The 13,835-nt window shown below is 48.8% G+C and carries 12 protein-coding genes; 5 read left to right on the forward strand and 7 right to left on the reverse strand.

The genetic code is table 11. The features are described from left to right. The first annotated feature begins 135 nt into the window (after positions 1-135). Positions 136-1,143: an AraC family transcriptional regulator gene (locus ACPEPR_RS11710; protein WP_005182061.1), complete on the forward strand. Its 1,008-nt coding sequence runs from the start codon at positions 136-138 to the stop codon at positions 1,141-1,143. A gap of 135 nt (positions 1,144-1,278) precedes the next feature. Here the strand turns inward: ACPEPR_RS11710 and truA are convergent, their stop codons facing one another. The 5 genes from truA to asd form a co-directional block, all read right to left on the reverse strand. Then, on the reverse strand, positions 1,279-2,076 hold the full coding sequence (gene truA, locus ACPEPR_RS11715; RefSeq protein ID WP_423562470.1) for a tRNA pseudouridine(38-40) synthase TruA: 798 nt from the start codon (positions 2,074-2,076) through the stop codon (positions 1,279-1,281). Between the two features lie 18 nt (positions 2,077-2,094). Further along, complete coding sequence (locus ACPEPR_RS11720; RefSeq protein WP_152342199.1) at positions 2,095-3,063, reverse strand: asparaginase domain-containing protein; 969 nt, start codon at positions 3,061-3,063, stop codon at positions 2,095-2,097. A 46-nt stretch (positions 3,064-3,109) separates the two neighbouring features. Beyond that, positions 3,110-4,456 carry a fimbrial protein FimV gene (locus tag ACPEPR_RS11725; protein ID WP_423562471.1) on the reverse strand — a complete coding sequence of 449 codons (1,347 nt, stop codon included), beginning with the start codon at positions 4,454-4,456 and terminating at the stop codon, positions 3,110-3,112. A gap of 65 nt (positions 4,457-4,521) precedes the next feature. Next, entirely contained in the window at positions 4,522-5,934 is a 1,413-nt protein-coding gene (locus tag ACPEPR_RS11730; RefSeq protein WP_423562472.1) for a type IV pilus assembly protein FimV, read from the reverse strand. Positions 5,935-6,059: 125 nt separating this feature from the next. After that, on the reverse strand, positions 6,060-7,178 hold the full coding sequence (gene asd / locus ACPEPR_RS11735) for an aspartate-semialdehyde dehydrogenase (RefSeq protein WP_005182074.1): 1,119 nt from the start codon (positions 7,176-7,178) through the stop codon (positions 6,060-6,062). Between the two features lie 194 nt (positions 7,179-7,372). Between asd and ACPEPR_RS11740 the strand changes: the two genes are divergently transcribed. Continuing rightward, positions 7,373-8,500, forward strand: a complete 1,128-nt coding sequence (locus tag ACPEPR_RS11740; protein ID WP_423562473.1) for an endonuclease/exonuclease/phosphatase family protein — start codon at positions 7,373-7,375, stop codon at positions 8,498-8,500. A gap of 339 nt (positions 8,501-8,839) precedes the next feature. On the opposite strand, the gene lpxL is transcribed toward ACPEPR_RS11740, so the two are convergent. Continuing rightward, complete coding sequence (gene lpxL, locus ACPEPR_RS11745; RefSeq protein WP_016659582.1) at positions 8,840-9,775, reverse strand: LpxL/LpxP family Kdo(2)-lipid IV(A) lauroyl/palmitoleoyl acyltransferase; 936 nt, start codon at positions 9,773-9,775, stop codon at positions 8,840-8,842. Between the two features lie 100 nt (positions 9,776-9,875). Then, on the reverse strand, positions 9,876-11,786 hold the full coding sequence (locus ACPEPR_RS11750) for an ATP-binding cassette domain-containing protein (RefSeq protein WP_423562474.1): 1,911 nt from the start codon (positions 11,784-11,786) through the stop codon (positions 9,876-9,878). Between the two features lie 35 nt (positions 11,787-11,821). Between ACPEPR_RS11750 and ACPEPR_RS11755 the strand changes: the two genes are divergently transcribed. From ACPEPR_RS11755 to ACPEPR_RS11765, 3 genes are all read left to right on the forward strand, one after another. Then, on the forward strand, positions 11,822-12,067 hold the full coding sequence (locus ACPEPR_RS11755; RefSeq protein ID WP_005182087.1) for a SlyX family protein: 246 nt from the start codon (positions 11,822-11,824) through the stop codon (positions 12,065-12,067). Positions 12,068-12,287: 220 nt separating this feature from the next. Further along, positions 12,288-13,310, forward strand: a complete 1,023-nt coding sequence (locus ACPEPR_RS11760; RefSeq protein ID WP_005182088.1) for a hypothetical protein — start codon at positions 12,288-12,290, stop codon at positions 13,308-13,310. A 70-nt stretch (positions 13,311-13,380) separates the two neighbouring features. Then, positions 13,381-13,830, forward strand: a complete 450-nt coding sequence (locus ACPEPR_RS11765; RefSeq protein WP_005182089.1) for an ammonium transporter — start codon at positions 13,381-13,383, stop codon at positions 13,828-13,830. Positions 13,831-13,835: the final 5 nt, after the last annotated feature.

Raw genomic sequence — 13,835 nt, forward strand, 5'->3', positions numbered from 1 at the left:
TAAAATAAGCGAACAAAACATTTAAATTTTTTCTACAAAAAAACGTGGTGGATGGTTGTCAGTTTGGTCAATCACAGTTAATCTAAAATCAATCTTTTTAAGTATAAATGAAGAACATACAAGGAAGGTCTTTGCGTGGGTCAGCTAACTGATGCATCGGTTGTATTGCGATTAGGCTACCAAGCGATTCGTCGTGCCGGTTTGCCAACCGAAGAAATATTAACAAAAGCAGGTGTCGCACTTAATCAGGTTGAGGCCAATGATCGTACGCCTTTGGGCGCGCAGTATGCGTTTTGGGTGGCGGCGGAAGAAGTCAGCCGTGACCCGGATATTGGTTTGCATCTGGGTGAACATTTGCCGCTCTATCGTGGTCAGGTGATTGAGCATCTGTTTATTTCTTCGGAAAATTTTGGTGAAGGTTTAAAACGGGCACTGGCCTATCAGCGTTTAATCAGTGATGCCTTTGATGCCAAACTGGTGATTGAAGATGACCGCTGTTATTTAACCAATGGTCAACAGCCGTGGGCTGACAATATTGTCAATCGTCACTTTTCTGAATGTGCCATGTCGGGCATTTTGCGTTTCTTCAAGTTTATTACCGAAGGCAAATTCCAGCCGCTGTATATCGACTTTAATTTCCAGCAGGGCGCTGCCGATGATGAATATTTCCGGGTCTATGAGTGCCCGGTCAGTCTGGGGCAGAATGAAACACGACTGTATTTCGATCCCTCTATTTTAGAATATCCGCTGTGGCAGGCCGAGCCGGAGCTGTTGCAGTTACATGAGCAGCTGGCGCTGGAGAAGCTGCAGGAACTGGCGCGTTATGATCTGGTCGGTGAAGTACGCCGGGCGATTGGGTCGACCCTAGAAAGTGGGGAAACCACATTGGAAACCGTGGCAGCGCAGCTGAATATCACGCCGCGTCGTTTACGCACCCAGCTGAGTGAGGCCAATACCAGTTTCCAGCAGATTCTCTCGGATTATCGTTGCCGTCTGGCTAAAAAACTGCTGGCCAATACCAATGAAAGCGTGGAGCGGATTGTGTATCTGACCGGATTTTCTGAACCGAGCACCTTTTACCGGGCTTTTAAACGCTGGACCAATGAAACACCGGTCGAGTACCGGAAACGTAAACAGCGTTAAGCATCTCCGCAGTCCCCCTTGATTAAAGGGGGATTTTTTTAGAGTTGCCGCTTGATGCAAGGGTGACTTTCGTTTTTAAAGCTTGGAGTGGCAAGAATGAAACCACTCCCTGAGTAAAAGGGGGGCGGAATACAATTATTCCGGCATATTCAGCCAATGCGGACCTAAAGGCACTTGAGGCAAGTCAAACTGCTCTGGATAGTGCGCCTGGATAAAGTACAGGCCATCGGGTGGGGCGGTAATGCCAGCCGCTTTACGATCCTGTGCGGCAAAAATTGTATCAATATGGTCAATATCATACATACCTTGGCCAATTTCCAGCAGACAGCCCATGATATTCCGCACCATATGATGCAGGAAACCATCGGCCTGAATATCGAGCACCAAATAATGCCCATGACGGATCAGGCGGCAATGGCTGACGGTACGGACCGGCTGATTGGACTGACAGGCTGCGGCACGAAAACTTTCAAAATTATGCGTGCCTTCAAACTTTTGCGCGGCAGCAATCATCTTGTCGACATTCAGCGCATAGTAGGCATGGGTGACCTGTTTATGCAGCAGGGCCGGGCGCTGTGGATGGTTATAGACCACATAACGGTAGCGGCGCGCACAGGCCTTAAAGCGGGCATGAAAATCCATGTCCATAGCCTTAATCCACTGAATGGCAATGTCTTTGGGTAGCTGGCTATTGGCTCCCATCAGCCAGCCGCGTTCAGGGCGAATGGCTGCCGTGTCGAAATGTGCCACCATATTGGTGGCATGCACGCCGGCATCGGTACGGCCAGCGCCATGCAGGATAATCGGTTCATCGGCAATTTTGGAGAGGACCTTTTCCAGCGTTTCCTGCACGCTCGGGACGCCTGGTTGCTGGGTTTGCCAGCCCCGGTAGCGAATACCACAAAATTCAATCCCGACCGCAAAACGTTGCATATTCACCTCAAATTGGCCTTAGTCATACCAATGCTGTTGCCATTGTTCTCTGCGCGGGTATTGTAAATACATTTTTAATGCTTTTGCATACAGATCTGCATGTCCAAAGCCATCATTGACTAAAATTTTACTGTTCTGGATCCAGCTGCTGATCGCATAACGCTGATCCAATGGGCCAAATGGCACTTGGGTGGTCAGAATCACGGCACAATCTTGCGCCTGTATGGACTGCAGCAACGTCAGGAGTGTTTCATTTACAGCCAGATTACCAGTACCAAAGCCTTGTAAAATCAGGCAATGCGGTGGCTGCTGGGCGATCAGTTTCAAATTGGCGAGCTGCTGCTCTAAACCGATCGGCTGCATCATCACACTCATGCAGTTGAAGTGTTGTGCTTTGTCCAGATCTGCAGCCTGTACCAAGTAGGCGGCTTGTTCTTTTTGATGTAAAGCACTGCTGGCGGCCTGACCCTGAAAAGCATCTAATTCAGTGGTGTGGCATTTTAAGGCGCTGCGACCATGGAAACATTGATGATGAAACGCCAGATACACGCCAACCGGCAATTGCAGCACCGATTCCAGGGCGAAATTCAGGTTATCCAGCGCATCGCTGAAGTCACGGGTGTTCTGTCCATCTATGGTCAGCAGTGGATACTGGCTGCCAGTCAGCACTACATGTGCAGACTGCGCGATAAAGTGTGCCAGCACGGCACTGGCATAGCTTAAAGTATCGGTGCCATGAATGACGACAAAATGCTGAAACTGTTGTAACTGCAGCTGCTGGATAAACTGCACCAGACGTAACCAGTCGGTCGCGGTACAGCGGCTGCTGTCCTGAATCACCGGCGCCACAAAACATTCTACCGATAGATGCAGCGGTAGCACATGACGCAGCTGGGGAAGAAACTGCTTTGCAGGCATGGGGCTGAGTGGCTCGCCGACACAGCCAAAGGTACCGCCCATATAAATTAATGCAATTTTTTTCATCATAAAAAAAGCAGCCAAGGATGACTGCTTTATCTTAGTGAGATTTACTTTAAGAAGCTATTTGATTGAGTAACTGCGTGGCGTGTTGCTGCTGTGCTGCAGAATAGTTTGCTTCTTTTTCTGCCAGCAGGGCACGGGCCGCATCATAGGCACCCAGCTCAATATATTGCTGAGCCAGCTCCAGATTCAGCTGGATTTCATTGACTTCGGCCAGTTCAGGGAAGGACTGAATCAGCGGATCATGCGGATCCACTGCAGTTGCCGCCACCGCAGCAATAGCGGGCTCTTCAACCATTGGTGCTTCAGGCGTTGCTGGTGTCGCTTCAATGGTTGGTGCGCTATCTAAGTCAAACTGGAATAGCGGTGCAGTGTCTGCTGGTGCGGTAACCGCAGGTTCTACCGGCTGTTCAGCCACCGGTGTAGGACTGATCGAGAAATCAAAACTAAATTCTGATTTTTCTTCCGCAGGTGGGGTGGTGACAGCTGGTGTGGTCGCAGGTGTGGCTTCAGTTGCAGTCTTTTCCAGCTCAAACGAGAAATCCAGTGCCTGAGGTTCTTGTGCAGCCGGAGTCACTGGCTCAACCGGTGTTACCGGTGCAGCCACTTGGGTGCTGGCAGCCGAGTCAAAAGACAGATTAAATTCAAGAGGCTGAACCTCTTCTGTTTTTGCTGGCGCAGGGGTGTTAACAGGCGCAGCCGGAGTGCTTGGGGTAAATTCCAGATCCAGTGCTGGCAGTTCCTCTGTTTTTGCTTCGGCAGGCGTTTCAGTTTTGAGTGACTGTTGTAGCTGGTCAAATGACGTGCTGGCTGTGCTTGAACTGCTGGATTGAATCAGGGCATCAAAATCTGCGGTAGTTTGGGCTTTTTCAGCAGGTGTGGCTTGAACTGCTACAGGCGTTGCTGGGGTAAATTCAATAAGTTCTTCTTTGGCCTGCGGGGCTTTTTGCGCATCTACCTTGGCATTGGCCTGAGCCAGAATATCTTCCAGTCCCAGGTTCTTCAGATGATCCAGCAATTGGCGGGTGGCAAATTCATCTTTTTGGGTCAGATGCACATCCAGTAACAGCAGATACAGCTCATGCAACGTCGGGTCGCGTTTCAGGGCCTGATTAATCTGCGCTTCGGCCGAGAAAAAGTTACGGTCACGAATCTGGGTTTCAATGGTCTGGCGTAAATCTGCCGGAAGTGGTGTGCTTCCTTGTGGTTCGGCAACAGGCTCGGCCACTACAGTGCTTTTAACCGTAGTTTTTTTCGTAGTGGTGCTTTTTTTGGCCTTGGTTTTACTGGCTGCAGCCGGTTTTTTTGCTGCTGGTTCGGATTCTTTATTGGCTTCACGCTTTTTTAACACCAGCGCGATGACCAGTAACAAAATAAATGGAATCACATAAATCAGCATGTTGCTACCCCTTAGGCAGAGAGGAATAAACCATCTCTCCTGAAAAAATCATGTTGAGTAATACGTTAGAGTTTTGGCTTATTTTCGGCTTGTTGCTTTTTCAACTGTTGTTGCAATTCAGCAAGACGCGCATTGAGTAATTGAATTCTTTGATCCTTCTGACTTAATGCCAATTCTAACTGTGTTACGTTTCTCTGTAATTTAACGGTTTTCTCACGCGCTGTCATAACTTTTAGTGACAACTCTTCTGAGGTTTGCGCGCTTTGTGTGTTCTTTTTGGCAGAACCTTGGGCAGAATCTTGCTGATTTTCTGCCACCAGACTCATTTCGGCCTGACTGATCCGGTATTTGGCCTTGCCAGACTGGCGTGAAGGCTGGGTTGCCGGGATTGGCACGGTCTTTTTCGCGGCTTTTTGCCCGCTGCTGACGGCCTGTAAATTCAAGGTTGCACCGCGGCGTAAACGGTTGGCATCGCCCTGAATAAAGGCATGTTCATTGTGGGCTTTAATCTGCTGCATCACTTCGCCGACCGGCTGCTGGTTCTCTGCGGCAATACGTGAGGCAATTGCCCATAGCGATTCATTGGATTGCACCACATGCCGTGCTGTGGTTGATGCTGGCGCAGATGGAGCAGGTGCTTTGGGTGCTGTAACTGGTGCCGGCTTTGCCGGTGCTTGCTGTTGCTGAGCTTTTAACTGCTCGGCATATTTCTTGACCAGTGGATCTGCTGAAACCGAAGCAGCTGTATTTACGGCAGCTGTGTTGCCCGCGTTATGTGTAGAGGCCGGTTGAGCTGATGTCGCCGAAGTCGATGGCGTAACCGCTGACACTGGGCTTGCAGCCGGCTGTGCTGCTGCGCTGACAGCTGGTGTGGTTGATGGACTTAAAGCCGGTGGCGGGCTGGCTTGAATCGCTAGGGGTGCTTCTACACTGCGCGTGGTGCTGGCAGATGCCGTGGCTGTGGTATAGGCGGTACTGGTCGGCAAGTTTAAGGCAATGTCCCGTTCATTCACGACCATGACCGGTGTTAGTGGCTGCTCTTTCGGTTGCAACTGCGCGCGTTGTTCTGCCAGGGTACTACGTTTTAGTGAGGTTTTAATATGCTGTAAACGCGTGGCCGAGCCTTCACGAATTTTGACCACAATATTCAGTTCGGTATCGGTCAGTGGCCGAGAAGAGGTAATGGTAATCACCCCGTTGCCGGCACCATCACGTCGGGTAAAGAAATTTAAATGACCCGGTGGACGATGGCTGGCACCAATGGCCATCAAGTCTTCTGCCGAGGCCAGACTGACTTCAATTGGCGCATTGACATTGGACTGACGGAAGTTCATTTCAGCATACAGCAATTCCCCAGGTGCTGACTGAATCTGAACAGGATCGACATTAATCGCATGAATATGTTGTGAGGCAAGAATAGCTAAAATCGCGATCTTTAATTTGTTATATACGGTCATCTTAATCGTTAGCTCGGTCATTTATCGCATAGCGAAAAGAATAGATTAGCGAGTTGTAAGTCGATTGTAAAATATTTACAGGCTAGTTACATAAAAAGCCGATCTTTTCAGATCGGCTTTTTGTAATTTACTTTTGCTTAAAAGGCTTACGCGTTTTTGTAGTCAATTAAGATGCGTAGCATACGGCGTAACGGTTCTGCCGCACCCCACAGTAACTGGTCACCGACGGTGAACGCGCCCAGGTATTCTTTACCCATGTTCAGCTTGCGTAAACGGCCCACAGGAACAGTTAAGGTACCGGTTACTGCAACAGGCGTTAAATCTGTCATTGAGGCTTCACGGGTATTTGGTACCACTTTCGACCAGTCATTGGCACTGGCGATGATATCTTCGATTTCATCCAGAGGTACATCTTTACGCAGTTTCAGGGTAAGGGCCTGAGAGTGACAACGCATGGCACCAATACGGACACAGTGACCATCAATTGGTACGATTTGCTGGTTGCCTAAAATCTTGTTGGTTTCAGACTGACCTTTCCATTCTTCTTTCGACTGGCCATTTTCCAGCTGTTTGTCGATATATGGAATTAAAGAACCGGCAAGCGGTACACCGAAGTTGGCTGACGGGAAACCTTCGCCACGTTGCAGTTCAGCAATTTTAGAGTCGATGTCCAGAATTGGAGAGCGTGGGTCATCCAGCAGTTCTTTGGTGTTGTTATACAGGTAGCCCATACCGGTGATCAGTTCACGCATGTTTTGTGCGCCTGCACCCGAAGCTGCCTGATAAGTCATCGAGGTTGCCCATTCCACCAGATTGTTCTGGAACAGACCGCCTAAGCCCATCAACATGAGTGAAACCGTACAGTTACCGCCAACAAATGTTTTGGTGCCTTTCACCAGACCGTCTTTAATCACGTTCATGTTCACCGGATCAAGTACGATAATTGCTTCATCATCCATACGCAGGGTAGATGCTGCATCAATCCAGTAACCGTTCCAGCCTTCGGCTTTCAGTTTCGGGAACACGTCTGAGGTATAGTCGCCACCTTGACAGGTAATAATGACATCCATTTGCTTCAGACTGTTAATGTCCGTTGCATCCATAAGTGCTGGGGCAGTTTTACCGCCAAACGCTGGTGCTTCACCACCGGCATTACTGGTAGAGAAATAAAATGGCTCAAAATGAGCAAAATCATTCTCTTCAACCATACGTTGCATAAGGACGGAACCTACCATCCCGCGCCAACCGACCAGACCTACTTTCATGTCACTTTGCCTCGGTGCGTAAAAAAACAAAAAGGAGTATGAGTGTATCAAAAGGGGACACAACTGCAAGCTCTACATAATCAAAACATCATTATTATTGAGTGAAATAACTTGTTTGTGTTACATACAAAATTGATAACGTTAGATTTCTATTTAAAAAAAACGAGAAAAATGAACTTTCTAAGTAGGTGCATATGATTTGGGTGGAAATGCTGGCCATTTTCGTCATCTGGATCAGCTTCTGGTCGCTGATTCCGCGCGATGAATGGTGGTTTCGAGGTGCCGATTTTCCCAGATTGCAGGTTCTGGTGCTGGGGATTGTGGCCTTTGTGCTGATGCTGCTGTGGGATGCGGCCTGGGATACGCCGCGCTATGTGATTTTAACCGGTCTGATTGCCGCTCTGGCGTACCAGCTGAAAATGGTGCTGCCTTATACCTTTATCTGGAAAAAGCAGGTCAAAAAGGTCAAGCCGGAGCAGCTGAACCCTGATCAGCAAATTTCGTTAATGGTCTCCAATGTGCTGACCACCAACCAGAAATATCACCTGCTCATTGCTGAAATCCGGAAATACAAGCCCGATTTGGTACTGACGCTGGAAACCGATACGGTCTGGCAGCAGCAGCTGGCGGTGATTGAACCGGATTATCCTTATCGCGTGCCGGTGCCGCTGGACAATTTATATGGCATGCATCTCTATAGCCGCCTGCCCTTAAAAGAAACTGAAGTGAAATTTATCCTTAGTGATGAAATTCCGTCAATTCATACCACAGTGATCCTGCGTTCAGGCCAGCCGGTGCAGCTGTATTGTCTGCATCCAAAACCGCCGAGTCCGACTGAAGCCAAAGATTCGACCCTGCGTGATGCCGAGCTATTAATTGTCGGCGATCAGATTAAAGATCTGGATGAAAGCTGTATTGTGATGGGCGACCTGAATGATGTGGCCTGGTCCCGCACCACACGTCTGTTTCAGCGCATCAGTGGCCTGCTGGACCCGCGCGTCGGCCGGCATTATGTCAATACTTTCCATGCAGATTATCCCTTATTGCGCTGGTCGCTGGACCATGTGTTTCACAGTACCGATTTTGCCTTGGTGGAGATGAAGCGTTTGCCACATATGGGCTCAGATCATTTTCCGGTCTATGTGGTGTTACAGACCGGTCGGGTGTTTGAGCACATTCAGGGAGAGCTGGAACAGACTGAAGCCGATGAAGAAGAAGCGCAGGAGGCGATTCAGGAAGGCATTGAAAAAGCCGAGCGGGAAGAAAAAATCGTGACCGATGATTTGGCTCAGGATTATAAGCAGGGCAGCAAGACGCCATGAAATTTGAGGAAAAGTGTAAGAAATGGCTTACACAGATTTAGGCCGATGGCCAATAGCTTAAACCGAGCAAGCTGCGTATTCTAAGCATATCGGCAGATGGAGTTGGGAAAGGAGAGTCCCGTTAAGGAAGTTGAAGCCGGTGGATTGTCATCATGGAGATGATGCAGGAATGGAAAGCCAGAGATAACAACAAAAAAGTTTTGAAAGCACAACCTCATAAGCCCGAGTTTTGCAGGATGCAGAACTCGGGTTTAACTTTATGGGCTGTCGTGTCCTGGTATTTTGATCAGCATATGGTATTTGACTCGCAGAAAGATTGGCTTAATACAGCTGTATTGCTTAGTACAGCTGCTCATAGCCTTGTGGACGGGTCTTAAAACGGCGATGAAACCACATATATTGAGTCGGCGCGATGCGCAGCTGACGTTCAATAATCAAATTAACACGCGTCGCATCATCGACTTCATCCTCACTTGGTAAACGCTCAACCGGTGGCTCAATCAAGACATGATATTTCGGATTTTTAAGATCACCATGGCGGTAGAAATACAGCGGAATTGCGGCGGCTTTGGTCATTTTCAGTAAACGACGATGCGCAGTCACGGTGGCTGCCGGCACGCCAAAGAATGGCGCCATTACGCCTTGTTTCAGGCCAAAATCCTGATCCGGACTGTACCAGATGGCATGGCCATTTTTCAGGTTACGTACCAGACCACGCATATCATCATGGTCAATCTGATGGGCATAAATGGTGGCCCGGCAGCGGTAAATCAGCATATCTAACAGCGGATTGTTCTGCGGACGATAGACCACATCGGGTTCAAAATACTGGGCACATAAATAGCCGCCAGCATCAAGCAGGGTCGAGTGGGTGCCCAGCAACAAGACGCCTTTGCCTTCCGCTTGCGCCTGCTGAATATATTCCAGACCTTCAATACTGACCCGGCCCTGGAACCATTTCGGGCTATACCAGGCATTTAGGGTTTCAAATACGCCAATCATCTGGTCAACAAAAACCTGGCGCGCGTTGTCCTGCACCTCTTGCGCAGACCATTCCGGAAAGCACAGCTCCAGATTGCGGACAGTGGTTTTACGGCGTGAATGCAGATAGCGAAACGCCAGCTGGCCCAGCCACTGACCCAAACGGTACTGAATGGCCCACGGCAAGATTGCCAAAATCATCAGGAAGATAATACCGATCCAGATGCTCCAGTATTTCGGCAGCAGAAAGGACCATTGAAATTCACCAGGTTGATAATCTTGCGGTTGCGGCATAGTGACGTTTTAAAATGAAGGTTAAATGCAGTGTAGCATGAACGATTTTGAAGATAAAAAGCATCTGCCGCTGTCCGGCAGATGCTGTGAAGCGGGTGAATTAACCGCCTTTGCTCATATTTTCCAGCTCATCCCAGCGTTCCAGTTTTTCCAGCAGGATTTCTTCAATTTCTGCCAGACGCTGCGAGGCTTGGGTTGCAGCTTCGGCATCGGATACAAACCAGGAACCATCAGCCAGTTTTTCTGACAGTGCAGCCTGTTCTGTTTCCAGCGCTTCAATTTCAGCCGGCAGCTGATCCAGCTCACGCTGATCTTTATAGCTGAGTTTCTTTTTCACAGGCGCCGGAGCAGCTTCTACTTTTGCTGCTTCTGCCTTAGCCTGGGCCTTTTTCACCGCCATTTTCTGGTCAACCACGGTTTGATCCGGACGCTGCTGTAAATAGTCCTGATAGCCGCCGACATATTCTTCAATATGGCCTTTGCCATCAAACACCCAGGTCGAGGTGACCACGTTGTCCATAAAGGCACGGTCATGCGAAATCAGCAGCAAGGTGCCTTTGTATTCAGCCAGCATTTCTTCCAGTAGTTCCAGCGTGACCATATCCAGATCGTTGGTCGGCTCATCCATCACAATTAAATTGGATGGTTTCAGCAAGAGTTTGGCCAGTAGCACGCGGTTACGTTCACCGCCGGACAAGGCTTTGACCGGGGTACGCGCACGTTCCGGGTTAAACAGGAAGTCTTGCAGATAGCTGTAGATATGACGGCGCTGTCCATTGACATCAACAAAGTCGGAACCTTCAGAAACGTTGTCCTTGACCGATTTTTCCAAATCGAGCTGGTTACGCAGCTGATCAAAATAGGCAATTTCCAGCTGGGTGCCGATTTTAACGGTACCGCTGTGTTCTACTTCATCCAAAATGGCTTTAATCAGGGTGGTTTTACCGACCCCGTTATCTCCGACCAGACCAATCCGGTCGCCACGCATGACAATGGCCGAGAAGTCTTTGATTAGCGCCTTGCCATCATAGCTGACGCCCAGATGTTCAATATCAAAGACCAGTTTGCCTGAACGCGCAGCTTCCTGTACGCCCATGTTGACTTTACCTTGCTGGAAGCGACGCGCTTTGGATTCTTCGCGTAAGGCTTTCAGGGCACGAACACGACCTTCGTTGCGGGTACGACGCGCTTTAATACCCTGACGGATCCAGGCTTCTTCTTCGGCCAGTTTTTTCTCAAACAGGGCATTCTGTTTTTCTTCTGCTTCCAGCTGCTGGGCTTTGAGATCCAGATAGCGTGAATAGTTGCCTTCATAACTGCGCAGAATCCCGCGATCCAGTTCGACAATACGGGTTGCCAGACTGTCGACAAAGGTCCGGTCGTGCGAAATAAACAATAAGGTCAGGTTGTTCTGATCGAGCAGGAATTTTTCCAGCCATTCGATACTTTCAACATCTAAATGGTTAGTCGGCTCATCCAGTAACAGGATGTCCGGTTGGGTCAGCAGGGCACGGGCCAGCAGCACGCGGCGTTTACGGCCACCGGAAAGATCTGCCAGATCGGCATTCGGGTCCAGCCCCATTTTGCTTAAAATAGAGTTGACCTTGTTTTCCAGTGCCCAGCCATCAAGCTGATCCAGTTTGTGTTGCAGTTCACCCATGCGCTCGCAGGCGGCCATATCGCCCAGTACGCAGGCATCATTGGCGGCATGATAGGCACGCAGGACCTCTGCTGCTTCACCGGCACCATCGGCGACAATATCGGCAACCTTGCCCGAATCCATCGGGACATCCTGGGTGAGCATGGACACGGTTAAGCCATTTTGAATCGAGACTTCACCGGCATCGGGCAGTAAGCTTCCTTCAATCAGTTTAAGTAAGGTAGACTTACCTTCACCATTACGGCCGATCAAACACACTCGTTCGCCACGTTCAAGAGTAAAGTTCGCGCCGTCGAGCAGGGCGGGTCCACCAAACGCGAGTTGGACATCCCTTAGGGTAATATAGGCCATAGTGTTTCCTGAAAAATCTCAAATGAGGATTTAAAATGACTAAACAACAAAATCTAAATGATCAGGCGTCATTTTCCGCACCCATTGAAGATTTGCAAGTCCGAATTGCATTTTTAGATGATTTAGTTGAACAGCTGAATGAGCAGGTGACTAAACAGAATCTGGAAATTGCCGACCTCAAGAAACAAATGCAGCTGCTTTATCAACGGGTTGAGTCAGCTGACCTGTCTGAAGGCATTGCTCCCTTCGATCCGCTGACCAATATTCCGCCGCATTATTAATCTGTCAATTGCTAGAACATTCCGCACAATCTATTGATAAACCCGCAGCCTGAATGCGGGTTTATTTTAAGGTATCCATATAAAGAAGATACTGGTAGATCGGTTTAGCTCCAGCCGCTTTTGAGGCAGCGATCACAGCGCCACAATAAAAAAATTTGACCTTTATCTCACTTCCGGCTCTAATGCCCACTTTCGGCTCTCAGATCCTTTATTTTTTGTCATGACCCAGAAAGTTGTACTTTTAGATCTTGAACAGAATATGCCTACGGCACAACTGCTGCGCGATATTCTGCAGCATTATTCGACACTCTACCTGTTTAACTGTGCCGGACGCTTTGAGTACGCGCTGGATGACCTGACTGAACTGGCCAGCTGGATGAACAGCGCTCAGGTGGTGGTACTGGACACCCCAGAAGCACCGCATAAAGAGTTTGAATATGCCGTGGTGGTCGGGCAGTTAATGGCATTACTTGAGCCAGATAGCCATGTCGAAATTATTTCGGCCCAGGACAGCAGCGATATTCTGGTGCAGATGCTACAGGCCTCGAATATCAGTGCCCATCTGATTTTGATTCAGCCAGAAGATGCGGCGCAGCCACTTCATACGCCAAAATACAGCTTGCCGAGTATTGCCACCATCCAGCAAAAACCGTATTTGCAACTGGTCAAAAAATACTGTGATGCTCTGGCAAAAATGAGCGGTAAACCGAATACGGTCGAGAAGCTGAAAAACTCTCTCAGCAATATTTTGCAGGTGGTGCCGGAAAAAGCCCAGCGTCTGGTCGGTTTGTTAATTAATCTGAAAATTATCAAGCGTTATGATGAGCAAATTGCCTTTCGCAAGAAGGTGCTGAAACAGTGGATTCAGCTGGATTTAAATGCCTCTGCTGAAAAAACACCGGTGGCCAGCAGTCTGGATCAGGCCTTAAAACAGTTACAGTCGACAGAAAGCGGAGCTGCTCCTGTTATTGAACAGGACTCTGTCGCCGCGCCGATTCAAAGTGCGCAGCAGCCGCTGTTTAAAAACTTTGACCAGATTGATCCGGTACAGCTGGAAGTGGCGCGTAAACTGCGCGAACTGAAAGCCGATAAACCCAAAGATATTTATGCCTTGCGTGACCTGTTAGAACAGATGTTTCCCCAGTCCGACGTGCGGTTATTGCTCAAGGAACTGCTGGAAAAAGGCTATATCTACTGGAACGGGCATGAAGTGGTCTATAGCCACGAAATGTTCCTGAATTAATTTTATCGTGCAAACTTGCGTTTTATATGGCGCTTATGCAACTCTAATAAAAGAACATAAAGGTTGAGCTATGGAAAATACTGGAATTTGGGTGGCACTGGCCATCATCATTTTTGTGCTGGGCTCGATTTTTGGTTTGCGTGTCAGTCCAAGAGAAAAAGCCCTCGGCCTGATGCGTGAAAAAGCCCGCAAGATGGGCCTGCATCCGCGTCTGGTGGCTGCGCCGGACTGGACCAAAATTCCGATGGCCACAGAAAGCCGTGCCAGTATGGTGGCCTATTATAGCGTACTGATTCCAGAGGCCCGCTTGCCGTTAATGCGCGCCCGGGTGGTCGATCAGCAGCTTGAACTGGTGCATGGTGAGGAAAAATTTAATCATACACCCGTTGCATTAAAGGGCATTTATGCTATTGATATGCAGGCAAACTGTGTAGGACTCTATTGGGATGAAGAAGCTGATCTGAAAGCCACCCAACTGGATGACATCAAGGCATATTTACATTCTTTGGCTGAACTTTAATTTAA

The sequence above is a fragment of the Acinetobacter sp. AND/436 genome, assembly GCF_049546925.1.
GTDB lineage: Bacteria > Pseudomonadota > Gammaproteobacteria > Pseudomonadales > Moraxellaceae > Acinetobacter > Acinetobacter indicus.

Coding starts and splice junctions, on each gene's coding strand:
- truA (WP_423562470.1), bottom strand. CDS start 2,076: ATGCAACGTTTTGCGGTCGGGATTGAATTTTGTGGTATTCGCTACCGG.
- ACPEPR_RS11720 (WP_152342199.1), bottom strand. CDS start 3,063: ATGATGAAAAAAATTGCATTAATTTATATGGGCGGTACCTTTGGCTGT.
- ACPEPR_RS11725 (WP_423562471.1), bottom strand. CDS start 4,456: ATGCTGATTTATGTGATTCCATTTATTTTGTTACTGGTCATCGCGCTG.
- ACPEPR_RS11730 (WP_423562472.1), bottom strand. CDS start 5,934: ATGACCGAGCTAACGATTAAGATGACCGTATATAACAAATTAAAGATC.
- asd (WP_005182074.1), bottom strand. CDS start 7,178: ATGAAAGTAGGTCTGGTCGGTTGGCGCGGGATGGTAGGTTCCGTCCTT.
- ACPEPR_RS11740 (WP_423562473.1), top strand. CDS start 7,373: ATGATTTGGGTGGAAATGCTGGCCATTTTCGTCATCTGGATCAGCTTC.
- lpxL (WP_016659582.1), bottom strand. CDS start 9,775: ATGCCGCAACCGCAAGATTATCAACCTGGTGAATTTCAATGGTCCTTT.
- ACPEPR_RS11750 (WP_423562474.1), bottom strand. CDS start 11,786: ATGGCCTATATTACCCTAAGGGATGTCCAACTCGCGTTTGGTGGACCC.
- ACPEPR_RS11755 (WP_005182087.1), top strand. CDS start 11,822: ATGACTAAACAACAAAATCTAAATGATCAGGCGTCATTTTCCGCACCC.
- ACPEPR_RS11760 (WP_005182088.1), top strand. CDS start 12,288: ATGACCCAGAAAGTTGTACTTTTAGATCTTGAACAGAATATGCCTACG.
- ACPEPR_RS11765 (WP_005182089.1), top strand. CDS start 13,381: ATGGAAAATACTGGAATTTGGGTGGCACTGGCCATCATCATTTTTGTG.